The sequence below is a fragment of the Flavobacterium phycosphaerae genome (assembly GCF_010119235.1).
GTDB lineage: Bacteria > Bacteroidota > Bacteroidia > Flavobacteriales > Flavobacteriaceae > Flavobacterium > Flavobacterium phycosphaerae.
Map to the genome: position 1 here is coordinate 2,167,214 of NZ_JAAATZ010000001.1, position 26,367 is coordinate 2,193,580.

Annotated in this window: 24 protein-coding genes and 1 pseudogene; 8 read left to right on the forward strand and 17 right to left on the reverse strand. The window is 37.5% G+C overall.

What is annotated here, in order from left to right:
- Positions 1-126: 126 nt before the first annotated feature.
- The 10 genes and pseudogenes from trpA to GUU89_RS09645 all read right to left on the reverse strand — a co-directional run bounded on the left by trpA (position 127) and on the right by GUU89_RS09645 (position 8,487).
- Positions 127-887, reverse strand: a pseudogene (trpA, locus tag GUU89_RS09600) (tryptophan synthase subunit alpha).
- Positions 888-889: 2 nt separating this feature from the next.
- A complete protein-coding gene (gene trpB / locus GUU89_RS09605) occupies positions 890-2,077 on the reverse strand; it encodes a tryptophan synthase subunit beta (RefSeq protein WP_162127706.1) in 1,188 nt (395 codons plus the stop codon).
- Entirely contained in the window at positions 2,074-2,679 is a 606-nt protein-coding gene (locus GUU89_RS09610) for a phosphoribosylanthranilate isomerase (protein WP_235922017.1), read from the reverse strand. Before GUU89_RS09610 ends, trpB begins: the two co-directional genes overlap by 4 nt.
- 26 nt (positions 2,680-2,705) lie before the next feature.
- Complete coding sequence (gene trpC, locus GUU89_RS09615; RefSeq protein WP_162127708.1) at positions 2,706-3,491, reverse strand: indole-3-glycerol phosphate synthase TrpC; 786 nt, start codon at positions 3,489-3,491, stop codon at positions 2,706-2,708.
- Complete coding sequence (gene trpD / locus GUU89_RS09620; RefSeq protein ID WP_162127709.1) at positions 3,488-4,486, reverse strand: anthranilate phosphoribosyltransferase; 999 nt, start codon at positions 4,484-4,486, stop codon at positions 3,488-3,490. The genes trpC and trpD overlap by 4 nt, the downstream gene beginning before the upstream one ends.
- 73 nt (positions 4,487-4,559) lie before the next feature.
- Positions 4,560-5,126 (reverse strand): anthranilate synthase component II, encoded by a 567-nt coding sequence (locus tag GUU89_RS09625; protein WP_162127710.1) that lies wholly within the window; start codon positions 5,124-5,126, stop codon positions 4,560-4,562.
- 9 nt (positions 5,127-5,135) lie between these two features.
- The gene (locus tag GUU89_RS09630; RefSeq protein ID WP_162127711.1) at positions 5,136-6,530 is read right to left on the reverse strand and encodes an anthranilate synthase component I family protein; all 1,395 of its coding nucleotides are present in this window, start codon (positions 6,528-6,530) and stop codon (positions 5,136-5,138) included.
- 264 nt (positions 6,531-6,794) lie between these two features.
- Positions 6,795-7,361: a YceI family protein gene (locus GUU89_RS09635; RefSeq protein WP_162127712.1), complete on the reverse strand. Its 567-nt coding sequence runs from the start codon at positions 7,359-7,361 to the stop codon at positions 6,795-6,797.
- A 25-nt stretch (positions 7,362-7,386) separates the two neighbouring features.
- Positions 7,387-8,019, reverse strand: a complete 633-nt coding sequence (locus GUU89_RS09640; RefSeq protein WP_162127713.1) for an NAD(P)H-dependent oxidoreductase — start codon at positions 8,017-8,019, stop codon at positions 7,387-7,389.
- A gap of 12 nt (positions 8,020-8,031) precedes the next feature.
- A complete protein-coding gene (locus GUU89_RS09645; RefSeq protein WP_162127714.1) occupies positions 8,032-8,487 on the reverse strand; it encodes a MarR family winged helix-turn-helix transcriptional regulator in 456 nt (151 codons plus the stop codon).
- Positions 8,488-8,656: 169 nt separating this feature from the next.
- Between GUU89_RS09645 and GUU89_RS09650 the strand changes: the two genes are divergently transcribed.
- From GUU89_RS09650 to GUU89_RS09665, 4 genes are read left to right on the forward strand one after another with little or no spacing between them, the layout of a single operon-like run.
- Positions 8,657-8,974, forward strand: coding sequence for a rhodanese-like domain-containing protein (locus GUU89_RS09650; RefSeq protein WP_162127715.1), 318 nt, complete (start codon positions 8,657-8,659; stop codon positions 8,972-8,974).
- Positions 8,975-8,993: 19 nt separating this feature from the next.
- Positions 8,994-10,298 (forward strand): NAD(P)/FAD-dependent oxidoreductase, encoded by a 1,305-nt coding sequence (locus GUU89_RS09655; RefSeq protein WP_202924444.1) that lies wholly within the window; start codon positions 8,994-8,996, stop codon positions 10,296-10,298.
- A gap of 59 nt (positions 10,299-10,357) precedes the next feature.
- A complete protein-coding gene (locus tag GUU89_RS09660) occupies positions 10,358-11,539 on the forward strand; it encodes a PorT family protein (RefSeq protein WP_162127716.1) in 1,182 nt (393 codons plus the stop codon).
- A gap of 7 nt (positions 11,540-11,546) precedes the next feature.
- Complete coding sequence (locus GUU89_RS09665; RefSeq protein ID WP_235922018.1) at positions 11,547-12,233, forward strand: M15 family metallopeptidase; 687 nt, start codon at positions 11,547-11,549, stop codon at positions 12,231-12,233.
- Here GUU89_RS09665 and GUU89_RS09670 read toward each other — a convergent pair.
- The 7 genes from GUU89_RS09670 to tsaD all read right to left on the reverse strand — a co-directional run bounded on the left by GUU89_RS09670 (position 12,230) and on the right by tsaD (position 18,556).
- Positions 12,230-12,799 (reverse strand): hypothetical protein, encoded by a 570-nt coding sequence (locus tag GUU89_RS09670; protein WP_162127717.1) that lies wholly within the window; start codon positions 12,797-12,799, stop codon positions 12,230-12,232. The two genes, GUU89_RS09665 and GUU89_RS09670, sit on opposite strands and share 4 nt — an antisense overlap.
- A 4-nt stretch (positions 12,800-12,803) precedes the next feature.
- Entirely contained in the window at positions 12,804-13,988 is a 1,185-nt protein-coding gene (locus GUU89_RS09675) for a class I SAM-dependent methyltransferase (RefSeq protein ID WP_162127718.1), read from the reverse strand.
- Between the two features lie 83 nt (positions 13,989-14,071).
- On the reverse strand, positions 14,072-15,028 hold the full coding sequence (locus GUU89_RS09680; protein ID WP_162127719.1) for a zinc metalloprotease: 957 nt from the start codon (positions 15,026-15,028) through the stop codon (positions 14,072-14,074).
- 162 nt (positions 15,029-15,190) lie between these two features.
- Positions 15,191-15,829, reverse strand: a complete 639-nt coding sequence (locus GUU89_RS09685) for a DUF4159 domain-containing protein (protein WP_162127720.1) — start codon at positions 15,827-15,829, stop codon at positions 15,191-15,193.
- 21 nt (positions 15,830-15,850) lie between these two features.
- A complete protein-coding gene (locus GUU89_RS09690; protein ID WP_162127721.1) occupies positions 15,851-16,558 on the reverse strand; it encodes a 16S rRNA (uracil(1498)-N(3))-methyltransferase in 708 nt (235 codons plus the stop codon).
- A 143-nt stretch (positions 16,559-16,701) separates the two neighbouring features.
- On the reverse strand, positions 16,702-17,526 hold the full coding sequence (locus tag GUU89_RS09695; protein ID WP_162127722.1) for an alpha/beta hydrolase: 825 nt from the start codon (positions 17,524-17,526) through the stop codon (positions 16,702-16,704).
- 7 nt (positions 17,527-17,533) lie between these two features.
- Complete coding sequence (gene tsaD, locus GUU89_RS09700) at positions 17,534-18,556, reverse strand: tRNA (adenosine(37)-N6)-threonylcarbamoyltransferase complex transferase subunit TsaD (RefSeq protein WP_162127723.1); 1,023 nt, start codon at positions 18,554-18,556, stop codon at positions 17,534-17,536.
- A 148-nt stretch (positions 18,557-18,704) separates the two neighbouring features.
- On the opposite strand from tsaD, the gene GUU89_RS09705 reads away from it, so the two are divergent.
- The 4 genes from GUU89_RS09705 to GUU89_RS09720 all read left to right on the forward strand — a co-directional run bounded on the left by GUU89_RS09705 (position 18,705) and on the right by GUU89_RS09720 (position 26,346).
- Positions 18,705-23,180: a translocation/assembly module TamB domain-containing protein gene (locus GUU89_RS09705; RefSeq protein WP_235922019.1), complete on the forward strand. Its 4,476-nt coding sequence runs from the start codon at positions 18,705-18,707 to the stop codon at positions 23,178-23,180.
- 141 nt (positions 23,181-23,321) lie between these two features.
- Positions 23,322-24,308 (forward strand): 6-phosphofructokinase, encoded by a 987-nt coding sequence (gene pfkA / locus GUU89_RS09710; protein ID WP_162127724.1) that lies wholly within the window; start codon positions 23,322-23,324, stop codon positions 24,306-24,308.
- A 48-nt stretch (positions 24,309-24,356) separates the two neighbouring features.
- Complete coding sequence (gap, locus tag GUU89_RS09715; protein WP_162127725.1) at positions 24,357-25,367, forward strand: type I glyceraldehyde-3-phosphate dehydrogenase; 1,011 nt, start codon at positions 24,357-24,359, stop codon at positions 25,365-25,367.
- Positions 25,368-25,494: 127 nt separating this feature from the next.
- The gene (locus GUU89_RS09720) at positions 25,495-26,346 is read left to right on the forward strand and encodes a BadF/BadG/BcrA/BcrD ATPase family protein (RefSeq protein ID WP_162127726.1); all 852 of its coding nucleotides are present in this window, start codon (positions 25,495-25,497) and stop codon (positions 26,344-26,346) included.
- The last annotated feature ends 21 nt before the right edge of the window (positions 26,347-26,367 follow it).

Below are 26,367 nucleotides of genomic sequence, written 5' to 3' on the forward strand. Positions count from 1 at the left end.
ACGTTTGTTTAAATTAAACGTTTGTTTAAATTAATTTTAACATTTATTTAATCCAAAAAGGCATCATAGATAAATCCTATAGTTAATATTTATGTTTTTGTTTTTCATTTGTTTAAATTTATATACTTAAAGTATATTTTGAATAAAATTATGAATAGAAGAAATTGGGTTGTTGGTGATGAATTGAATAAAACTGCTGCCTATAATGACTCCTTTTTGGTGTTTTGTTGCTTGCTGAAATGTAGTTTTGTTGCTGATTCCGAAGCCGATTAGTTGTGGATTTTTCAAATTCATAGCGGCGATTCTTTTGAAATAAGCTACTTGATTTTCATCAAAATTTGCTTTGCTTCCGGTTACGCCAGCACTGCTGACCATATATATAAAAGCCGTTGAGTTGGCATCAATCAGTCTGATTCTTTCTTCAGGGGTTTGTGGTGTTATCATGAAAATTAACGAAATACCATAGTTCTCAAACAGTTCTTTGTACTCAGATAAGTAAACTTCTATCGGTAAATCAGGAATGATTAAGCCGTCAATGCCTGTTGCTGCGCATTTCTTTAGAAAGTTTTCCATTCCAAATTGCAACATCGGATTGAAATAACCCATAATGAGTAACGGGATAGAAACGGTTTGTCGGATGTCTTTTAATTGTTCGAAAAGAATTGCGGTTGTCATCCCGTTTTTGAGTGCTTGAGTAGAACTTGCTTGTATGGTCGGTCCGTCAGCCAATGGGTCGCTAAAAGGCAGTCCGATTTCTATCATGTCAACCTCGTTTTCAGTTAATTTTTTTATTAAACTATTAGTGTCGTTTAAATTAGGAAAACCTGCTGAAAAATAAATAGATAGTATTTTTTGTTTTCTGATACTTTATGTTGGATTCGATTCATTTTTACAAATTAAAATAATTAGTGTAAGTGGTTAAATCTTTGTCGCCACGACCTGATAAATTGATGACAACAATATCGTTTGGTTGGAATTTTTTATGTTTCAAAACAGCAAAAGCATGTGCACTTTCTATAGCGGGAATGATGCCTTCGGTTTGGGCTAATTCAATTCCGAATTGCATAGCTTCATCGTCAGTAATAGCCATAAATTCGGCTCTTTGGGTTTGGTGTAAATTGGCATGCATCGGACCTACACCGGGATAATCCAATCCCGCAGAAATAGAGTAGGGTTCTGTAATTTGACCGTCATCGGTTTGCATTAGTAATGTTTTACTTCCGTGGATGATTCCAATTTTGCCCAAGACAGAAGTAGCAGCGCTTTCTCCTGAAGTTATTCCTTTTCCGGCCGCTTCTACAGCAATTAGTTTTACGTTTTGGTTATCCAAAAAATGATAGAAAGCCCCGGCGGCATTGCTTCCTCCTCCAACACAAGCGATAATGTAATCGGGATTGTCACGCTTTTCTTTTTCGAGTAATTGACTCTTAATTTCCTCCGAAATCACACTTTGAAATCGCGCGACCATATCAGGATAAGGATGTGGACCAACCACTGAGCCAATGATGTAAAAAGTGTTTTCGGGATGGCTAATCCAGTCGCGAATAGCTTCATTGGTAGCGTCTTTGAGCGTTTTAGAACCTGAGCTTGCTGGACGAACTTCGGCGCCAAGCATTTTCATGCGAGCCACGTTAGGAGCTTGGCGTTCCATATCTACTTCTCCCATGTAAACTATGCATTGTAGTCCCATAAGCGCGCAGACGGTGGCAGTAGCTACACCATGTTGCCCGGCGCCGGTTTCGGCTATGATTCGGGTTTTGCCAAGTCTTTTAGCCAAAAGGATTTGTCCGATAGTGTTGTTTATTTTGTGTGCTCCCGTATGACACAGATCTTCCCGCTTCAAATAGATTTTAGTCTTGAATTGCTTCGATAGACGCCTGGCAAAATATAATGGCGTCGGTCGGCCGACATAATCCTTTAAAAGTGCTTTAAATTCGTTTTGAAACGAAGGTTCAGATGAGATTGTCAAGTAGCATTGTCGCAAAGCCTCTACATTCGGGTAAAGCATTTCCGGAATGAAAGAGCCGCCAAAGTTGCCGTAAAAGCCATTTTCGTTGACATTGTATTTTGAATTCATAGCTGTTGTTTTAAATTTTGAATAAATGTTTTTAAGGTTTCCTGGTTTTTCCATCCGGGTTTAGTTTCAAACTTGCTGTTGAGGTCGATGGCGTGACAATTTTTAGCAGTGTCATTTTGTAAAAACAATTGCAATTCCTTTAGTTTTTCTGGCCCAATGCCGCCACTTAGGAAATAAGGTTTGGGAAGATGATAGTTTTCTAAAAGCGTCCAATCGAAAGCAATTCCGTTACCGCCGTATTGGTTGCCTTTTGTGTCAAATAAATAAAAGGAACAGAAATTGAAATAATTTTCTAAATGTCTAAAATTAAATTGTTTATTAATGTTAAACGTTTTGATGACTTTAACTAATTTCTCTTCGATTGTTTGACAGAATTCAGGGCTTTCTTCTCCGTGTAATTGTACTAAATCTAATTTGTGCTGTTTTACTTTTGCTGCTATTTCGTCAAAAGAGGCATTGACAAAAACACCCGTTTTTTGAATTGAAGTAGCCATAGAAGGAATATCATTTTCAAAATACCTCGCTGATTTATCATAGAAAATAAAGCCCAAATAATCCGGTGACAACGCTGCTGTTTCCGCTATGTTTTCATGGAATTTCATTCCGCATATTTTAATTTTGGGTGCCATTATATTTTGAGTTGATTGATGAATTCTTCTAAACTTGCTCCGGGATTATCCGTTTTCATAAAGTTTTCTCCAATAAGAAACCCTTGATATCCTATGCTTTTCAATAGTTTAAGATCATCTGTATTACTTAATCCGCTTTCGGAAATCTTGACAAAATCTTCCGGAATTTGCGTGACTAAATCCACGCTGTTCAACAAACTCACTTCAAATGTTTTTAGATTTCTGTTGTTCACACCAATGATATCAAGGCTTGGCATAATACTTTTTTCTAGTTCCTCTTGATTATGAACTTCCAACACAACTTCTAATGCAATGGAATGAGCAAACGCTGAAAGTGATTTGATTTCGTCTCGAGTCAAAACAACAGCTATCAGTAAAATTGCATCGGCACCGTTGGCTTTTGCTTCCATTATCTGATACTCATCAATGATGAATTCCTTTCGTAAAAGTGGTGTTCTGACGGCAGCTCTGGCCAAAACTAAATCGTCTAAAGAACCGCCAAAATAGTGATTGTCAGTTAATACTGAAATACCGCTGGCACCCGCATTTTCATAACCTTTGACGACATCTTCTACGGATAAGCCAAGGTTTATTGTGGCTTTAGAAGGTGAACGGCGCTTGTGTTCGGCAATAATTCCGAAAGGCGAATTGATAATCGATTTGCTCAGGGAAATGGTTTTTGCGTTGAATAAATCGGCGTTTTCCCATTGATTTATGGAAATCACACTTTTCTTCAAATCCACTTCCCGTTTTTTGCTGGCTATAATTTGATCTAAAATATTCATGATGCTTGACTGATTTGTTGTAGTTTTTGTAATTTTTCTAATGCTTTTCCTGATTGTAGACTTTCTTTGGCTTTTGCAAAAGCATTTAAAATAGAGCTATTTTCTACCGTTGCAATAGCTAAAGCGGCATTGGCACAAACTACATTTTGCTGTGCTTCGGAGCCATTGCCGGAAATGATTTTCATAAATAGCGCTGCCGATTCTTCTATGGTGCTTCCGCCTTTAATATCTTTAGAGTGCAATTTGGAAAGGTTGAAATCAGAGGCCTTAACAATACTTTCCGAAGATTTAGTAATGATTTTGGCATCTGCGGTCAAGGATATTTCATCATAACCGTCTAAAGCATGCAGAATAGAATAGTTTACTTCGGTATTTTGGTATAAATAGGCATACATCCGTGCCAACTCCAAACTAAAAACACCAACTAACTGGTTCTTCGGAAAGGAGGGATTTACCATAGGCCCCAGCATGTTGAAAAAAGTTTTAACACCCAGTTCTTTTCGAATTGGACCTACATTTTTCATAGCAGGATGAAAGAGCGGTGCGTGGAGTATGGCAATGTTGGCTTCTTCCAGACATTTGATTAAAAAATCTTTGTCATTGCTGAATTTTACGCCCAAAGTTTCCATCACATTGCTCGAACCGGATATAGAAGAAACACCATAGTTGCCGTGTTTGGCGACATGTATTCCGGCACCGGCCGTTACAAACGAGGCTAATGTTGAAATATTAAAAGTGTCTTTACCATCGCCACCGGTTCCGCATAAATCGATAGTGTTGTAAGCAGAAAAATCGATGGGAATGCAAAGTTCTAAAAGGGCTTCGCGAAAACCGGAAAGTTCTTCAATAGTGATGTTTCGCATCATATATACCGTGAGGAATGATGCTATTTGACTGGGATTGAATTGCCCGGAAGAGATAGTAACCAAAACGGCTTTGGCTTCTTCTTTAGTCAGGGTTTCGTGATTGATTAATCGGTTTAAAATGGTTTTCATGATACTTAGTTTTAGTGTACTGCCGAAAATCGACAGCGTAAAAGTTTACCGTCGACGTTGAGCAGACAGTAAACTAAGAGGTAAGCCAGTTTTTTAAAATAGTTTTTCCGTGGGGCGTGAGGACACTTTCGGGATGGAATTGTACGCCTTTGATATCAAGTGTTTTGTGACGTAAAGACATGATTTGCCCGGTTTCATCTACCGAGGTAATTTCTAAAACTTCCGGAAATCCTTCCGAATTGACTACCCATGAATGGTAGCGCCCGACTTCAAATTCGTTGGGTAAATTGTAGAATAAAGTTTCATCAGTAACCGTTGGCGCTACTTTTGTAGCGACACCATGAAATACTTTGTCTAAGTTGATTAGCTGTCCTCCAAACACTTCTCCGATGGCTTGCTGCCCCAAACAAACTCCCAAAATACTTTTACTGCTGGCGTATTGAACAATAATGGCTTTCAACAATCCGGCTTCATCAGGAATTCCGGGGCCCGGTGATAATAGGATTTTGTCAAATTTTTCTAACTCGGTTAACTCCAATTCATCGTTTCTGAATACGGTTACTTCAGCATCCAAATCCTCTAAATAGTGAACCAAGTTGTAGGTAAAACTGTCGTAGTTGTCGATAACGGCTATTTTCATAGTGTAAATTTAAATAGTTTCAGCTAATTCTAATGCTTTATTCAGGGCGCCTAATTTATTATAGACTTCCTGCATTTCGTTTTCTTCGGTTGAACTTTCCACGATTCCGGCACCGGCTTGGTAATGTAACTGATGATTTTTGCTTAAAAAAGTTCGAATCATAATCGCATGATTAAAGTTGCCTTCGAAGTCCATGAAACCTATGGCGCCTCCGTAAAAGGTTCGGTTAGTATTTTCAATATTATCTATTAATTGCATAGCTTTGTGCTTCGGAGCCCCACTTAAAGTTCCGGCAGGGAAGGTGTTGGCAACCAATTGCATTGCACTACCGTTTAATTTTCCGGTGACTTTGGAAACCAAATGAATGACGTGTGAAAAGAATTGGACTTCTTTATACTTTTCGACTTTCACTTCGGTACAATTTCGACTTAAATCATTTCGAGCCAAATCGACTAACATCACATGCTCGCTGTTTTCCTTTTGGTCTTCAGAGAGTTTTTTGGCTAATTCGGCATCTTGTTCATCATTTCCTGTTCGTTTGAAAGTGCCGGCAATCGGGTAAATTTCGGCATGATGATTTTTGATAACCAACTGTGCTTCGGGAGAAGAGCCAAAAATTTTGAAACTGCCATAATCAAAAAAGAACAAATAAGGAGACGGATTGATATTACGCAAAGCTCTATATACATTGAATTCATCCCCTTTAAAGGCTTGTGAAAATCGTCGTGACAAAACCAGCTGAAATACATCTCCTCGTTGGCAGTGTTTTTTAGCCAGGACTACATTGGTTTTAAATTCATCATCAGTCAAATTGGAAACTACCGTTCCTTCTTTGGAAAAACTATAACTCGCAAAGGTTTTGGTTTGTAGTAACTGCTCCATTTCCGTAATGTTATTCCTGTTGTCAATGCTGTGGCAAAAGATATAGGCTTCGTTTTTGAAATGATTTATGGCAATGATATTTTGGTAAATCGCATAAAAAAGTTCCGGAATAGCCAAGTTGTTTTGTTTTTTGCAGATTTCAATTTTTTCAAAATAGTGTACAGCATCGTAACTCATATAGCCAAAAAGGCCGTTGTTGATGAACTTAAAATTGGTTTTCTCGGGTTGGAATCGCGAGGCGAAGCTTTCAATTTCTTTAGGAACATTAGTTTCCGATGTGATAATGGTTTCTTTAACAGTGCCATCAGGGAAAGTTTTGATAATGCTATCGTTTTCTATTTGGATGGAAGCTATAGGATTGCAGCAGATATAGGAAAAACTGTTGTCTGATGTGTGATAATCGCTGCTTTCAAGCAAAATGCTGTTCGGGAATTTATCTCTGATTTTCAAGTAAATGCTCACCGGCGTAATAGTATCGGCTAGAATTTGCTTGAAGTGTGTTTGTAATGGAAAGGTTTTCATAAGCTGAGTTTTTTACATAAAAAAAAGGCTTGTCGTGATTGACAAGCCCTTTTTGATATTTTGATTTTAAATATACCTATAGTAGACCGCTTCACGACGTTTGACGTAAATTGTTCCACCACCAAGTATTGTTTAAAATTGTATTCATTTTCTTTTTATATGAAACAAATGTAGCTAAGTGTTTTTAATTAACAAACAAAAAAATAAAAAACCCCGAAAATTTCTTTTCGAGGTTTCTGTTTTCATAGCAATTGTTCTTTGTAATTAGTATTGTAAGGCAACGGTTAAATCGAAATCATCATTGATGGTTTTGTCACCAAGGTTATCAAAAAAACTACCTGAACCGTATTTAATTCCGTATTTAGTTCTGTTGATTTTCAATGTTGTTGTGGCTGTATTTCCTTTAGTTGCTAAGTCAAAAGTTATCGGATTAGTGATGCCTTTTATAGTTAAATCAGCTGTTACAGTGTATACTCCATTAGTTTTGGCTGCGATTTTAGTGAATTTTAATGTAGAAGTTGGATTTTTTTCAGTTCCAAAGAAATCTTCTGATTTTAAGTGCCCGTCTAATTTATCTTTCCATTCACCTGATAAGTCAGTTGAAGTCAAAGAAGTCATGTCTACTGTGAAATTTCCACCGGCAACTTTGCCACTTTTGAAAATTAACATTCCTTCTTTGAAGTTTACTGTACCACTGTGTTCACCGGTTACTTTTTTACCCACCCAGTTGATAGTACTTCTTTCAGTGTTTATTTTTTTAGTTTGTGCAGTAGCTACTGTCGTTCCGAAAGCTACTAGTAAGGCAATGGCAATTGTTTTTAAGTTTTTCATTTTTTTAATTGTTTTTAGTTATTGATTATAAATTTATAAATAATTCTTCGTTTGATTTGCGCACTTTAACATAGTTTTGAGTGTCATCTTCTGAATGGCGGTACCCAATGGTTGCGACTAAAGAGGCATTTAATCCTAAAGCGTCAAGTCCGAGTATTTCATTGAATTTAGCCGGTTCGAAGCCTTCCATTGGTGTAACATCAATGTTAAGTTCTGCAGCAGCATTCAGCAAATTACTTAATGCGATGTAGGTTTGTTTAGCCGTCCAGATATTTCTGTTTTCTAAAGGTAAAGTAGAGATTTTAGATTTCATAAAATCACTATACCCTTGTAAAGCATCAGTAGGCAACCCTCTTGTTGTAGCAACATTGTTGATATAAGTGTCTATTTGCTTGTCGCCAAAATCAGTAATGTTGGCAAATACTAACAAATGAGAAGCATCAACAATTTGAGATTGTCCCCAAGCGGCAGGCTGTAATTGAGCTCTAATTTCAGGGTTTTCGACTAAAATTACTTTGTAAGGTTGTAAACCGTACGATGAAGCACTTAAGCGGATAGCTTCTTTTAGTGTTTCTAAATCTTCATTCGATACTTTTTTAGTGGTATCAAATTTTTTGGTGGCATAACGCCAGTTGGCGTTTTTTATAAAATTGCTCATATAGTTATTTAATTAAAAGGTTCTGTATTTTTCTAATAAGGTATTCAATTGTTTTAATTCTTCTGGGTTTAAATTGGCCGCAAAAAACTGCTCGTGCTCATTTACTTTTGGATCAAGTTCAGCTAACACATCCAATCCTTTTTGAGTAATCAATACTTCAATTTTTCGTCTGTTGTCAGGGCATACTTCTCGGGTAACAAAGTCTTTCAGCAGTAATTTATCAATGAGTCGGGTAGTGTTACTGTTTTTAGCCAGCATGCGCTCCTGAATGATGCACATATTTGCTGGACATCCTTTTTGACCGCGAAGAATTCTTAAAACATTATATTGTTCCGTTGATAAATCATAAGGCTTTAGAATTTCGCTAAACTTGTCACTAATCACATTTTGTGTATAGATAATATTCAAGATAACTTTCTTAGCATCATCCATAGCTACGGTCGATTTTATTATTGCTTCGATTTTCATAATTACCATTACAATATTTGTAGGTACAAATGTAAAACATTTTATATTTGTATATACAAATGTTATGTTATTTTTTTGTTAATGTTTTAAAAGCCCTTTAAGATTGCCATTTTCTTATTGGTATTTAAAAGGGTAAATCGATTATATTTGTTACTCCAAAAGAAACACTATGAATTTATCACAACACGACTGGACTTCACAATTAGCAGCTGATTCCAATGCGATCATTCTTGACGTTAGAACAGAAGACGAATGCAATGAAGGGATTATCCCTGATTCGATTAATATTGATATTTATAAAGGGCAAGGGTTTATTTATGAAGTAGATGCTTTAGATAAAACCAAAAATTATTATGTGTATTGCCGTGCCGGAAGCCGCAGCGCTCAAGCTTGTAATATTATGAGCCAAATGGGTTTTGAACACACTTACAACTTGGAGGGTGGTTTTATGAATTGGCAAGGTGAAGTTGCTTTTCCGAAAGAATAAATAAGTAATATACAATATCATGAACATACCTCAATCAAGCAAAAAACGTATCGTTATTTTAGGAGGTGGTTTTGCCGGTATTGCATTAGCCAAAAAGCTTAGGAACAAAAATGTTCAAGTGGTGTTGATAGACAAACACAATTACCACACTTTTCAACCTTTATTATACCAAGTGGCCACCGGCGGATTGGAGGCAGGTTCAATAGCTTATCCTATTCGTAAAGTCATTCAGGAATACAAAGATTTTTACTTTCGATTAACTTCTGTAAAAGAAATTGATACGGTTAATCAAAAAATCATTTCTGAAATTGGCGATTTATATTATGATTACTTAGTCATGGCCACTGGTTCTAAAACCAACTATTTTGGTAACAAGGAAATTGAGCGCAACTCGATGTCAATGAAAACCATTCCGCAATCGCTCAACATTCGCAGTTTGATTTTGGAGAATTTTGAGCAAGCGGTCTTAACCAAAGAGATGAACGAAAGCAATGCTTTGACCAATTTTGTTTTGGTAGGAGCGGGGCCAACAGGAGTAGAACTCGCCGGAGCTTTGGCCGAAATGAAAAAAGCTATACTGCAAAAAGACTATCCGGATTTGGATATTTCCAAAATGCAAATCAATTTGATTCAAAGCAACGACCGAGTCCTCAATACCATGAGTGAGAAGTCTTCACAAGAAGCCGAAAAGTTTTTGCTGGATTTAGGAGTTAAAATTTGGAAAAACGTTCGTGTGACCAATTATGACGGAAGAACTATTACCACTAATTCTGATTTAACCTTTGAAACCGCAACCGTTATCTGGACAGCCGGAGTACAAGGGGCTGTTGTTTTCGGATTACCGGCAAGTAGCTTGGTTGATAAAGTAGCTCGTATTAGGGTAAATGAATTCAATCAAGTGAAAGGCTTTGAGAACATTTTTGCTATTGGCGATATTGCTTCCATGGAAACCGCCGAATACCCGCAAGGACACCCCATGATGGCGCAACCGGCCCTGCAACAAGGGAAATTATTAGGGGATAATTTGGTCAAACTATTAAACGGAAGAATGATGATTCCTTTTAAATACAAAGACAAAGGATCTATGGCTACCATTGGCCGAAATTTGGCGGTAGTCGATTTGCCACACTATCATTTCAGCGGTGTTTTTGCTTGGTTTGTTTGGATGTTTGTGCATTTGTTTTCTCTTATCGGGTTTAAAAATAAAGCCGTAGTGTTCTTAAATTGGGTTTACAATTACATTCGGTTTGACCGCGAAGGACGTTTGATTATCCGCCCGTATAAAAAGAAAAGTTTTATAACGTTTACCAGTGATGAGGTTTAAATAATATTTGTAGGTTTAGTTTTTATTTTTAAATTGCATAGATATAAACCTAAACCATTATGAAAAAATATTTCGGACTACTATTGTTATTTTTTTCTTTCCAACTTTTTGCTCAAAAGAATTTTGTTAAAGGTTATTTTATTGATAACGGAGGAAAAAGAACAGAATGCCTGATTAATAATGCGAATTGGGATTCAAACCCTGACGAAATTGAATATAAATTAACTGAATCGGATATAATTAAAAAAGCAACCATTTTAGAGGTTAAAGAAGTAGGTGCTGAAAATGAGTATAGTTTTAAAAGATTTGATGTTGATATTTCAAAGTCTCAAGCAAAAGTTTTGACTGATGATAGAAATTTTATTTATGAGAGGAAAACGGTTTATCTGAAAGAAATAATTACAGGTAATGCCACCTTATATTCATACTTTCAGGATGGTAGGTTGAAATTTTTCTTTTCGTATGATAATAAGTTGCCAATTCAGCTTGAATATAAAGAATTTAAATTTTATAATGAGATTTTAACGAATAACAATTACAAGCAACAGCTTTTTAATTCGTTAAAAAATGGGACTGTAACCGAAAGTGACATTGCCAATTTGGAATATAAAAGTTCGAGTTTAATAGCTTTCTTTATAAAGTATAATGGCTTAGATAAAAATCAGGCAAACAGTAATAAAAAAGTATTTAAAGGGAAAGTGGATTATAATTTATATGTAAAAGCAGGTATTCAAAAATCATCATTTTCTGCCAATTCTCATAATAGTTACATAGGAGATTTTAAATTTAAGGACGCTACAGATTTAAGATATGAGGTTGAATTTGAAATGATACTTCCTGTTAGTAATAAGAGCTGGTCTATTTTTGTTGATGCTTATACGATAACATACAAGGATGAACTAACAAGAAGCTTTGGTAAAGTTGTTTTTGAATATCAAACTATTGAAATTCCTCTTGGCGTGAGGTATTATTTTTCGCTAAATGATAAATCAAAACTATTTATTAACCTTGGACCACAATTTGCAATTCCGTTAAAGTCAGACTTTAAAATGGATCAGTTTCAGGATGTTTATGGTAATTTTAATTATCCTTTCAATTTCCACTATGGTATTGGTTTTAATTTCAATAATAAATTCAGTTTGGCAATTAATAGCATGACTAAAAGAAATCTGATGGAAGATAAGGGTTGGGATACAAATTTTAAAAATTATTCTCTAACTTTAGGATATAATCTGTTCTAGATTTGATATGAGCTGGAGTAAAGTATATAAGGCTTGTAAAAGTATAGTGTTGGTTATTATGGTGTCTACTGTTCTTTCCTGCAAATCTACTTATCTTGATTCCAAGAAATCCCCTGTATTATTGGATATTACCCAAGAATCGGATGAGAATGCTTTTGTCAATCTGAAAAACTACAGCAACGATTTTGTCTTTGATATGAAATATGCCACGGCCGATAATTTTCTCAAAGAAAAAGTCTATCCGTGTGACGAGTGTTTCCTTAAAGTAAAAACGATTAAATCACTTTTAGAAGCTAATAAGGCATTTTTAGAAAAAGGATATCGCATTAAGTTATACGATTGCTACCGCCCGCGCGACATTCAAAAGAAGATGTGGAAAATTGTTCCCGATGCCAATTATGTAGCCAATCCTAAGAAAGGTTCCATTCATAATAAAGGCGGAGCAGTGGATATTTCCCTCGTTGATTCGCTTGGTGTGGAATTGAATATGGGCACCAAATTTGATTTTTTTGGCGAAGAAGCCGGCCATAACTATCAAAAGCTGTCCGAAGAAATTTTAAACAATCGGAAATTTTTAAAGGAAATCATGTTGCAACACAACTTCAAATCCTTTGATTCCGAATGGTGGCATTACAATTTAAACAATAGTTCGAAAGATGAGGTGTCAAATTTAAAATGGAAATGCGACCACTAGTTTTCCAAACACTTTAAATAATTAATAAAGTAATTTTCGGGCTGGTATTTGATTTTGTCTAATTCGGAAATAAATTCTGTTTTAAACGGATAATCAATGGTTTCACCTGCAAATTTTACTCTCATGAACGTTACCGGAGAGGTTTTTAAATCTTCAAAGTTCTCTTTAGAAAATAAAAACGTTCCCCCCATAATTCGGTTATTCCCATTTTTATCATCCCGAATCAAAGTCCCGCAAGTGTCATTCCCCGAATATAATAGAGTGACAATTTTACCATTGTTAAGTTGCAGATAAATTTTACTACCGGCATCAAAACAATTGGCTTTAATAAACTCATTACTCTTCTGTAAAAATTGAGCTTCCACCGCTAAAATACCATTGCTGCTCGATAAAGCAAAGAATATGTTAGTTACGTTACCGGCAAAACTTCTTTCAAAAATCAGTTGCTGTTTGGTTGATTTATAGGTGCCTAAACTATCGCTGACATTGGTGTCAATTTCGCATGGTTTTTGGGCAAAAGCAGCTCCGGTAAGTAGGAGCAATAAGCATAATAAAAGCTTCTTCATAGGGTTATTCAATTTTGCTGCAAAGTAAAACTATTTTGGTATTAGTTGCATCGGTTGTAAAAAAACAATACAGCGAGCCACCGTCTTTAATTTTCCATTTTTTGCGAATGGTTTCCACTGAATCCGGAAAGTTTCTAGCGGTAATATTGGCTTTTTTGTTTTCTAGTAATTGCTTCATATCCGTTTTGTGGTACGGAATACAATGCTCGATTTCAAAAGTTCTTCCCGGGAATTCGATCAAACGCTCTGAAGTATACAAATGCGAATGCCGGTGTAGTTTTTCAACTCTGAATGCTGCTGGAATCTCATCGAAACCACCTGATTTCATGATAGTGGCATTCGGTTCGTATAAATATTTTTTCGGCAAATGATAGCCAACTGTTTTTTCAGTGGAATTCAGTTCAAAAGCGAAAGTCTCCGTTTTTTCTTTTACTAAATTAACCGTTACCATTTTTATTGACTGTGAATAGTCTTTTTCTAAAATCCAAAGTAACTCTTTGACTTCATTGTCAACAGCCACCACGTGAATTTCTCTAACGTTTTTCAGCTCCGATAATCCGGCCGTGATGTCCAAAATGGGCGCTGTTTTTATCATGATGTTGGACGCAAACCCCCAATAAAAATCGAGCATTTCAGGAACATTGGGCAAACAGTCTTTCAGCATAAAAACCTTGCCTTTCTGTTCGTTTCGCCTTGAAGGGTCAATGTAAATCCAATCAAAGGGTTGCGCTAAATCTTTTAAAACAGTCGAACTGTCCTTGGCAATACACTGGATGTTTCGGACTTGAAGCTTTTCAAAATTATGCGCTACCAGAGCAGAAAGCTCTTCGTTGATTTCACAATGAATGACTTGGGCTATTTTTTTAGCAAAATAAAAATCATCAACGCCAAAACCACCGGTTAAATCAATCAACTTTTGGCCTGAAACCAATCCTGCTTTGTAGGCTGCCGTTTTCTCAGATGAAGTTTGCTCAACTGATATTTTTGACGGATATAGAATATGTTCTGTAGTAAACCAAGTAGGTAATTTAGTTTTTGCTTTTTGTTTTGCTGCTATTTGGTTTAAAATAGCAGTCCAATCTGCATTGGGAAACTTGTTTTTCTGCAAAGCCAAAACAGCCACATCCGCTTCAACATGTTGTGTGATAAAATCTTGAATTTCTTTTGTCAACAAAGCTGTTGTTTGCATTGCAAATAGATTTTTGGTGGTAACAAGTATAAAAAAAACCCGCCACAAAGTAGCGAGTTTTAAACAAAAATATAAAATAAATATTATGGCTGTGCAAAAGATACTCTAGGTCCGCCTGAAGTGAAGATAGCATCTATTCTGGCTTTTTGTCCTAATGAGAACATGTACATTCCTCGGTCATCAGTATAATCCATATAATTCATAGTCATTTCAACCGGAGTTCCTGTACAAGTGCTGTAGTGAGGATAGGTCGGAACACCATAATTAGCGGCATTGTGAGATGGAGTATCGGCCACTAAGTCGTTACCGCAAGTTGCATCGCCCCAAATGTGACGTAAATTTAACCAGTGTCCCACCTCGTGTGTAGCTGTTCTTCCTAAATTGTATGGGTAAGCGGAGCCTGTGTTGCTGGTCACACCAAAATACAATGGGTCAATAACCACACCATCAGTGGCTGAAGAACCTCCAGGGAATTGAGCATATCCTAAAATTCCTCCTCCAATGGTTCCTACCCAAAGATTTAATTTCGTAGTTGGGCTGGTTGGATCTAATCCTCCTTGTTTGGTTTTTTTGATAGCATCTCGGGTTCCCCAAGATGATTTTGAAGTAGATTTTCTAATGACTTGGTCTAGTACAAATGAAATGCCCACATTCGCTTTTACTCCTGAAAATAAAGCAGGAACTTGATTGTAGTCTGTGTTAAGCGCGTTAAAATCTTTATTCAAAACATCAATTTGCGATTGGATTTGTGTTAGCGATATGTTCTCTGCAGCTGTTCTGTAAAGTACATTCACTACTACCGGAATTTCGATTTTGCCGTTAACCAGTCTTTCATGATGTAGCATAGCATTCTCGGTAAAGGCTTCAATTTGGCTCATTTTGGCTGCCAATTCAGGGTTTTCACGCAATTGTCTTTCTAATACTTCCTGAGAAGCACAAGCTCTTTTCAGTGTTTTGGCTTCAGTGCTGGCGGCATTGTCTTCTTTTTGACAAGAAAACAACACTAACATAGCTGCTAATGATAAACAGATTTTTTTCATTTTAATTTAAATTTATGGTTAAATGGTTGATACAATTTTAAGGAATATTGAAACAACTTGACAAAAATGTAAAACATCTTTTCAACAAATCGATGAACAGCATCAAATTTTACTGCTTAACGAAAGCTCGGGTTTTTTAAGAAAGGGAAAAACTACAACATTTTAGTTTTTGAAAATATAATTCAGGATGTTAGCGCCCATTTTCAAGGCTTTTTCGCGCACTTCTTTAGGGTCGTTATGTACTTCGGGATCTTCCCAGCCATCTCCTAAATCGCATTCAAAAGTATATAGCAATACCAGACGATTGTCAATAAAAATACCAAAAGCCTGCGGACGTTTGCCGTCATGTTCGTGAATTTTAGGCAACCCGTTAGCAAAGACATTGGGTTTTTGAAAAATAGGATGATTGCCCGGGATTTCAACTAAATCATTGTTCGGAAAAATGCGTTTAATTTCTCTGCGAATGTATTGGTCCATGCCGTAATTGTCATCAGCATGCAGAAACCCGCCGGAGAGCAAATAATTTCTCAAATTTATAATTTCAGCATCGCTAAAAACCACATTGCCATGACCGGTCATGTGTACAAACGGATAAGAAAAAATTTCAGGACTTCCCGGTTCAACAGTCGCCGGTTTTGCCTTGATGTTGGTGTTTATGGTTTGATTGGCGTATTTAATCAAATTGGGTAATGAAGTCGGATTGGCATACCAATCGCCGCCGCCATTGTATTTTAATAAAGCTATTTCTTGTGCATTAGCTAAAGAGGTAAGCAATAAAAACAGAAAAAATACTCTTTTCATAAAGTTGGTTCTCATAAATCGTTATGCTTCATTCTTAAAAACTACCGAGTGACAAGCTACAATAGCAGCGGTTTCAGTTCGCAAACGAGTAGCTCCCAAAGATACAGGAATAAAGTTATGGTCAAGCGCCATTTGAATTTCATTAACAGAAAAATCGCCTTCCGGACCTATTAAGAGCGTGACATCTTCTTTGGCTTTCAGTTCGTTCTTTAACGACTTTTTATCGGTTGCTTCACAATGAGCAATGAATTTTTGCCCTTTGCATTCTTTTTTCAAAAACGCTTTAAAAGCTATGGGTTCGTTAAGTTTTGGCAAATAGTAATGTAGGGATTGCTTCATGGCACTTTCCAAAATCTTTTGAAACCTATCGGTCTTAATCACTTTGCGTTCTGAATGTTCACAAATAATGGGCGTGATTTCCTGTATGCCGATTTCGGTAGCTTTTTCCAAAAACCATTCGAAGCGTTCGTTCATCTTAGTAGGTGCCACCGCCAAATGCAAATGGAACAATGGAGCTTCCTGTTTTTCAAACGCATTGATTTTAACCGTGCATTTAGTATCCGAAGCCACAGTGATTTCGGTAGTAAACAAATAGCCTAAACCATTGGTAACATGCAAAACATCACCTTCTTTTTTGCGCAATACTTTGATGATGTGTTTGCTCTCTTCTTTGTCAAAAACAAAGAAACTAGCAGCTTGCGTGATTAAAGCAGTATAGAATAATTGCATTTATTTCAGATTTTGGTGTATCCAATTCATCCAGTCTTTACCCACATTATCCCAGTTGTAACTATCGTAATTCGGTTCACGTTTTTCGTTAAGCGGAAAGTAATTGTGATCCAAGCCTAGGTATGGATTGACTGTAAAGTTATTTAATTTTTTCTCAACACATCAGTATAAAATAAATCCATGTAAGCAACATTGTAATCTTTGGTGCCATAAGCAACATAAACCGGGATTTTTAGTTTTTCTATTTTGTCAACCAATGGCTCTGAAAACCCATAAGTGCAATTGTAGGTGTCGCCGCCATTGTATGTTTTGTCATTTTTGTTGACCACCACATCGCTCCAATAGTCAAATATTGTATTGTCGTTTTCTTCCATTCTCGATTGAGCTACTATGTTCAAAAAACGCCCATAGGGATTTCCACCTGAATAAATTAAACCAGCTATTTTTTTGTTCGTACAAGCCATTCTTGCCGCTATATGACTTCCTTCCGAATGTCCGGCCACGATGAGGTTTTTCTTCAAGAAGATAGGATTGGAGAGCAATTTTGAAATGATAAAATTGTTGCGATCAGCATAATAGTCTAAGTAATTTCTATCGGAATAAGCTAAAGGAACATTTCCCTTTTCATCTAAAACGCAGTAGTTTTTTTTAAGATTTTTTACATCAGCAATTACGGGAATAGCAGGTTTTGCAATGATGACCAAATGAAAATCGTTTAAAAAATCCTTACTGTCAAACGGAAAGACAGGAAACAATCCTCGCTCGTCGTATTTTATGATCGGTTGCGGAAGGCTACCTTGACACCAAAAAAATAAAGGCTTTGCTTTGGTTTCTTCCCCTTTTTTTGATTCAATGATAACATCAACGGTGTCATTCTTATAGGTAAAAACCAAATGTCGAAGTCCAAAATCTTCCGGGGTTTTTTGAGAAAAAGCGATTAAGGGTAGCAGTAAAAAAAAGAATTTCATCTTCATATTAAAACTCAATTCGGGCTTTAGAAACCACACCGGCATCGGTGAATTTATCGTGTAAAAACTTCTGATACCCAACAATACCTATCATCGCGGCATTATCAGTAGTGTATTCGAATTTTGGAACAAAAGTTTTCCAGCCGTATTTTCCTTCGGCATCTTTTAAGGTTTGACGAATGCCGGAATTAGCTGAAACGCCACCGCCTATGGCAATTTGTTGAATCCCCGTTTCGGCTACGGCCATTTTTACTTTATCCATCAAAATTTCAATGATGGTATGTTGTACCGAGGCACAGATGTCGGCTTTGTTTTCTTCAATGAAATTAGGATTCTCCACTACATTTTTTTGAACAAAATACAGAATTTGTGTTTTCAATCCTGAAAAACTAAAATCCAATCCGTCTACTTTTGGTTTGGTAAAAGGGAATTTCTTCGGATTTCCTTCTTTGGCAAACTGGTCAATCAAAGGACCACCCGGGTAGGGAAGCCCCAGTATTTTGGCTGTTTTATCAAAGGCTTCTCCCACGGCATCATCAGTAGTTTCACCAATGATTTCCATATTGAAAAAGTCATTTACTTTGACAATTTGGGTATGTCCGCCCGAAATGGTCAGGGCCAAAAACGGAAAGGTCGGTTTATCAAAACCTTCTTCATCTATAAAATGGGCCAAAATATGAGCATGCATGTGATTCACGGCAATCAACGGTATGTCCAAAGCCATGGCCAGTGATTTAGCAAATGAGGTGCCTACCAAAAGCGACCCCATCAATCCGGGACCTTGGGTAAAAGCAATAGCTGAAAGCATTTCTTTGGTAATATTAGCTTTTTTCAATGCTACATCAATCACCGGAACAATATGTTGTTGGTGGGCACGCGAGGCCAATTCAGGAACCACTCCGCCATACTCTTCATGAATACTTTGTCGGGCTACTACATTGGAAAGCACTTTATCATTTCTCAAAACAGCGGCAGCAGTATCGTCACACGAACTTTCAATGGCCAGAATAAAAACTTCTTTGGGATGCATAAAAGGCACAAAATTTGAGTTATATTTGACATTCCATCAGGAAAATCAAATGTAAACATTTTTGCAAAGGTAATTTTCTTTCCCAAGTCATTATACTAAGTTGGAAAAAAATAAGACAAATACAGGTTTAATAAAGTTCAGGAAGATAGTGATTCGCACCCTAGTGGCGTTGTTACTCCTGTTACTGATTACCAGTATTGCGCTTTCCTTACCGGTGGTGCAAACCAAAATTGCCCATTATGCCACCGATAGAATCAACAAGGATTATCATACCAAAATTAATGTAGGTCAGGTAGCCATCACCGTTTTTGGCGGTGTTAAGCTCAAGCAGGTACTGATTTTAGATCACCATAACGATACACTGATTTATTCCCAACGTATTAAAACCAGCATTTTGGATTTAGGGAAACTAATGAATGGCAAGTTGCTGTTTGGCGATTTGCGTTTCGATAATTTCTACCTTCAGATTAAGACTTACAAAAAAGAAAAGGACACCAGTTTAGATGTGTTTATTGATGCCTTTGATGACGGGCAGAAAGGCAGCGGTAAATTTTTGATGACCTCCAAAAACATTTATCTCAAAAATAGCCGGTTTGCCATGATTGATGAAAATCGTGTAGAACCTAAAGATGTTGATTTCACCAAACTCAATGCTCATCTGAAAGAGTTTAAAATCAAAGGGCCGGATGTTACGGCTCAAGTAGCTTCGATGACTTTCCACGATCATCGGGGGGTAACGGTAGATAATTTGGTGGCTGATTTTAGCTATACCAAAAAAAATATTAGGCTCGAAAACCTGGCAGTAAAAACAGCTGAGTCGTTTTTGAAAGGACAAGTGGTCTTAAATTACAATAAAGACAATCACGATTTCAGCGATTTTAATAATAAAGTTAAGTTTGACGTGACGGTCGATAGTGCCACTTTATCTACCAACGATATCCGCCATTTTTACATCGAATTGGATAAGAACCAGAAGTTTTATTTGAATTCTAAAATCAAAGGAACGCTGAACAATTTTTATGCGACCAAACTGTATTTGCGCGATCAAAAGAATTCTATTATCAGAGGAGACGTCAATTTCAAAAACCTGTTTCCGCGAGCGCCGGGCGACTTTTACATGAAAGGTGATTTTTCTAAAATATCGTCTAATTACTCCGATTTAACTAAGCTTTTGCCTAACATTTTAGGAAAAAAACTGCCTTCTTCTTTGGCCAAATTAGGACAGTTTTATTACGTAGGGAAAGCCGAAGTGACCCAAACCTATATCAATACCGATTTTGTAATGAATACGGATTTAGGGTTAGTCGAATCCGATTTGCACATGTCGAATCTGAATACCATTGACAACGCCAAATACAGCGGAAATGTTATTTTAGATCATTTTGATGTTGGTGCTTTGATTAACGATAAAACCATTGGTAAAGTGTCGCTGAATCTTGATGTGGAAGGCAAAGGCTTTACCCGAAAATATTTGAACACTTCTTTTGTCGGTGATATTGCTGAAGTGAGATACAACGGCTATACTTACACCAAAATCATAGTAGACGGAAGCTTCAAGGAGCCTATTTTCAAAGGGAAATTCTATATAAACGATCCTAACTTGTTCATGGATTTCAATGGAACGGTGGATTTATCCAAAAAGGAGAATGTTTACGATTTCCATTCCAAAATTGATTATGCCAACTTAGCCAAGCTGAATTTCATTCAAGACTCCATAGCGGTATTTAAAGGGGATATAGTGGTGAAAGCTAATGGGAATTCCTTTGACAACCTGCAAGGTGATTTGTTGTTGACCAATGCTTCTTATCAAAATAAAAAAGACCAGTATTTCTTAGATACACTTACCGTTACGTCTAAATTTGATGCTGCCGGAGAGCGTGCTATCACCATCAATTCGCCCGAAGCTATAGAAGGATCAGTGGTGGGGAAATACAAATTCAACCAACTGCAGAAAATAGTAGAGAACTCGCTGGGTAGTTTCTACTCCAATTACAAGCAAAATAAAGTGTTGCCGAATCAATACCTGAAATTCAACTTTGCCCTGCACAGTAAAATTATTGAGATTTTTAATCCGGAGATTTCCTTGGCACCCAACACCAATTTGAAAGGGAACATAGGCTCAGATACCAAGAATTTCAACCTGAGTTTTGATTCGCCCCAAGTCACGGCTTACAACAATACGTTTGATAAGGTGTTGATTCAGGTTGATAATAAAAATCCGCTGTACAATGCTTATATCCAAATGGATTCCATCAAAACGAAGCATTATAAGGTTAGGGATTTCAGTATGATTAACACCTTTGCCAATGATACCTTGCAGTTCAGAACCGAGTTTAAAGGAGGCAAAGAGGGTAATGACTTTTACAATCTGAATTTTTATCACACCATCAATAACGACAACAAGAACGTAATTGGTTTCAACAAATCGGAGTTGCAATTCAAAGACTATCTGTGGTTTTTAAATGAAAATGAAGATCCTGAAAACAGCAAAATCGTCTTTGATAAGAAGCTGAGTAATTTTTTCTTCGACAATATAATAGTCTCTCACGGCGATCAAAAAATGAACTTTATAGGTTCTTGGAATGGTAAAAAAACAAAAGATTTAGAACTCACCTTTGCTAATGTCAACCTGAATAAAGTCACGCCCGATGTCGAGAAATTCCGCTTTGACGGAAAACTCAATGGGAAGGTCAACTTCAAGCAAACCAATACGATTTTCCAACCAACATCCACCTTGAGTATAGATAGCTTACAAGTCAATGGGATTGATTTAGGTCGAATGAATCTGGATATCAAAGGCGATGAAACGCTTAGTAAATTTTACTTGAATTCTACTTTAGAAAACCAAAACATGGAAGCCTTCAGTGCCAATGGGGACATTCAGATTGTTGACAATCAAACCTTATTGGATATTGACTTGAATTTTGACAAATTCAATTTAGGCATCTTAGGAAAAATTGGCGGCGATGTCATTACCAATATCCGCGGATTTGCCTCAGGGAATGCCCGAATTGATGGTAATTTTAATGATTTAGATTATAACGGAAGGCTGTTTGTTAAGGATGCCGGCTTAACGATTCCGTATCTCAACACCGATTATGCTTTCGACGATAATTCGATTGTGGATGTGACCGAAAACAAGTTTATCATTCGGGAAACCAATATTACCGACACTAAGTTTAATACCAAAGGTACCATCAACGGTTTTATCAAGCACAAGCAGTTTGGCGATTGGCAATTGGATTTGGCCATTAACTCTGACAGGCTTTTGGCGCTCAATACGACAGACCACGAAGACGCTGCTTATTACGGAAAAGCTTTTATGGATGGTTCGGCCACCATCAAAGGACCTACCAGTGGGTTAATGATTCGGGTAAATGCGGAATCAGCCAAAGGCACCGATATTAAAGTCCCGATTAATGATGCCGAAGCCGTTGAAGAAAACAGCTATATCCACATCCTGAGTCCACAGGAGAAAAAGAAAAAGAATAAAGAAAGTATAGTACAAAATAAAAACTACAACGGCCTCGAGCTTGAATTCAATTTTGAGATTACCGATAACGCCAACATCGAAGTGATTCTGAACCGAGAGTCAGGACACGGTATGAAGGGCAAAGGCTTCGGTACCTTACTTTTCAGAATCAATACGCTTGGTAAGTTTGAAATGTGGGGCGATTTCCTCGCTATGTCGGGGACGTATAATTTCAAATATGGGGGCTTAATTGATAAAAAGTTTGATGTAAAAAAAGGAGGTTCCATCATTTGGTCGGGTGACCCAATGGCAGCGACTTTAAACCTGGAAGCCATATATAAAACCTCTGCAAACCCGGCCGTATTAATTGATAATCCATCTTTTAATAAGAAAGTAGATGTAGAAGTTTCGATAGAAGTCAGAGGTAATTTAGCCAGCCCGGAACCGGATTTCAACATCAACTTCCCTACGGTAGGAAGCACCCTTAAATCGGAGATACAATACAAACTAAATGACAAGGACACCCGTCAAAAGCAAGCGTTGTACTTATTGGCCTTTGGTGGTTTCTTGAGTCCGGAAGGGATAAACCAATCCCAAACCTCTAACATTGCTTTTGAAAAGGTGAGCAGCGTTTTTAATGATATTTTCTCTGATGAAAACGGCAAACTTAATTTGGGTATCGACTATGTGACCGCAGACAAAACGCCGGGGTTAGAGACTGACGGACGCTTTGGGGTTTCTGTTTCTTCCAAAATAAACGACCGAATTACCGTTAACGGAAAAGTTGGGGTTCCGGTGGGAGGCCTTAACGAATCTACCGTAGTGGGAGATGTAGAAGTGCAATACAGAGTTAACGAAGACGGAACGTTGAATCTCAGAGTGTTTAACAAAGAAAACGATATTACTTATATAGGTCAGGGTATTGGCTATACACAAGGATTAGGGCTTTCGTATGAAGTTGATTTTGATACCTTCAAAGAATTGGTGAACCGAATTTTCAAAAATGCCAAGCTGAACAAAATCAAGACTAAGACAGAAGAAATACATGATTCCAGTCCGCTTCCGGATTACTTGCATATTGTAGACAAAAAGGAAGACAAGAAAAAACCACAACCTACTCAAAATAAAGAAGCTATTCCGACGGATGATTAAGCTTCAAAATCTTTTTTGCCTTTCCTAAACTAAAAACTTATCAACGAAAACGTTTGAATTTCCCTTATTTTATTAATATAGTAAAAATATGGGCGTAATAATGCATTTGGTTTGCTAATTTTACATTTTAATCCTGAAAATATGTCAAAAAACATAAAAAAGATAGGTGTCTTAACTTCCGGAGGCGATTCTCCGGGAATGAATGCAGCCATCCGTGCCGTAGTCAGAACGTGTGCCTATAATAACATCGAATGTATTGGTATTTACAGAGGCTACCAAGGGATGATAGAAGGAGATTTCAAAGAGATGGGTCCCCGTAGCGTAAACAATATTGTAAACAAAGGCGGTACCATTTTAAAGTCGGCCCGTTCGAAAGAATTCATGACCAAAGAAGGCCGTCAAAAAGCCTATCAAAACTTAGTGAATGCCGGAGTAGATGCCTTAGTGGTCATTGGTGGTGACGGATCGTTTACAGGCGCTGAAGTTTTTAACGAAGAGTATGGCTTTTCCGTAATGGGAATTCCGGGTACTATCGACAATGATATTTTTGGCACCAGCCACACCTTGGGTTACGATACTGCTTTGAATACCGTGGTGGAATGTATCGATAAAATCAGAGATACCGCCAGCTCCCACAACCGATTGTTCTTTGTTGAGGTGATGGGAAGAGACGCCGGTCACATTGCCCTGAATGCCGGTATCGGAGCAGGAGCAGAGGAAATCCTGATTCCCGAAGAAGATTTAGGATTAGAACGATTATTAGAATCCCTGCAAAAAAGTAAAGCTTCTGGAAAATCATCCAGTATAGTGGTGGTGGCCGAAGGCGAGAAAATGGGAAAGAACGTGTTCCAACTCAAAGATTATATTGAAGAACATTTACCCGAATACGATATCCGTGTTTCGGTACTGGGTCACATGCAACGCGGCGGATCACCATCCTGCTTTGACCGAGTATTGGCCTCACGATTGGGAGTAAAAGCCGTGGAGTCTTTAATTGAAGGCAAAACCAATTTTATGGTAGGCTTATTAGCTGATAAAATCGAATTAACCCCATTAGAACAAGCCATCAAGGGCCATTCTGAAATTGATAGAGAATTACTTCGCGTTTCAGATATCATGTCAACATAATACCAAGCAAGCCCTATAAATAAAATACAGCAATTTAAAATAAAGAAAATGTCAAAAGTAAAATTAGGAATTAACGGTTTCGGAAGAATCGGAAGAATAGTGTTCAGAGAAACCTTTAACAGAGATAATGTAGAAGTAGTAGCCATCAATGATTTGTTAGATGTAGAGCACTTGGCTTACTTATTAAAATACGATTCGGTACACGGTCGTTTCAACGGAAAAGTAGAAGTAAAAGAAGGAAAGTTATATGTAAACGACAAGTTCATCAGAGTAACCGCCGAAAGAGACCCGAAATTAGTAAAATGGGATGACGCCACGGTTGATGTTGACGTAGTAGCCGAATGTACCGGGTTCTTCACCACTATAGAAACCGCTAAAGCACACATTGACGGTGGTGCCAAAAAAGTAATCATCTCAGCTCCGTCTGCTGACGCTCCGATGTTCGTAATGGGAGTAAATCACTTAGAGGCTAAAGCTACCGATTTAGTAGTGTCAAATGCTTCTTGTACGACCAACTGTTTAGCGCCTTTAGCCAAAGTAATCAACGATAATTTCGGTATAGTAGAAGGGTTAATGACAACCGTTCACGCTACCACCTCTACGCAGATGACGGCTGACGGACCATCTCGAAAAGACTGGAGAGGCGGACGTGCTGCTAGCGTAAATATCATACCTTCTTCAACAGGTGCAGCCAAAGCGGTGGGGAAAGTTATCCCTTCGCTTAACGGCAAATTAACCGGGATGTCTTTCCGTGTACCAACGGTTGACGTTTCTGTGGTTGATTTAACCGTTAAAGTGGCCAAAGAAACTTCGTATGACGAAATCATGGCTGTGTTGAAAAAAGCTTCTGAGAACGAAATGAAAGGTATCTTGGGCTACACCGAAGACGATGTGGTATCACAAGATTTTGTAGGCGATTCCAGAACTTCTATTGTTGATGCTAAAGCCGGAATCGGGTTAAACTCCACCTTCTTCAAATTGGTTTCTTGGTACGACAACGAATACGGCTATTCCAGCAAATTAATTGATTTATCGGTACACATCGCCGGTTTAAAATAATGAAATAAAATCCCGTTGCATGAACTGTGACGGGATTTTATTTTTACAAACAAACTAACTAAACCAAAACAATAAAGAAATAGGGGTGCTTAATTCGTAATTCCTAATTCGTAATTCCAAATTAACCATGAAATTATTAGTTGACAGTGGTTCTACCAAAGCCGATTGGATTGCCATTGATGATAACGGTAAAGTGCTTTTTACCACGCAAACCCTCGGATTGAACCCTGAAGTGCTGAACAAAGAAGAAATCATCAACCGCTTGAATGACAAATTCGATATAGAACACAACAAAGACAAAGCCACTCATTTGTTCTTTTACGGTGCCGGCTGCGGAACCGACCGTATGAAAAACTTCCTGACGGATGTGTTCAAAGAATACTTTGCCCATGCCGCCGTTTCGGTACACGAAGATACCTATGCCGCGGTTTATGCCACTACACCCAAAGACGAAGAAGCCATCGTTTGCATCTTAGGAACGGGTTCTAATTGCAGTTATTTTGACGGTAAAGTGTTGCACCAAAAAGTACAATCCTTAGGTTATATTGCTATGGATGACTGCTCGGGCAATCGTTTTGGACGTCATTTATTGCGCGGGTATTATTTTGGTAAAATGCCGGCTGAGTTGGCCAAAGAATTTGAAGAAGAGTACAATGTAGACCCCGATTACATCAAACACAATCTGTATAAAGAACCCAACCCTAATGCCTATTTGGCTACGTTTGCCAAGTTCATCATCAAGCACAAGGACAACCCTTTTTGCCAGGAACTTATCCGCTTTGAAATGGAAGAGTTTGTAGACAACTATATTAAACAATTTGACAATTACAAAACAGTTCCGGTGCATTTTATAGGCTCCATTGCTTTTTACCTGAAAGAAGAACTCGAAGCGGTTTTAGTCAAACACGGTATTACTATAGGTAACGTACTTCGCAGACCTATAGACGGATTAATCGCTTACCACGTTTTAAATAAATAACAGTATAAAGTCCCGATTGCT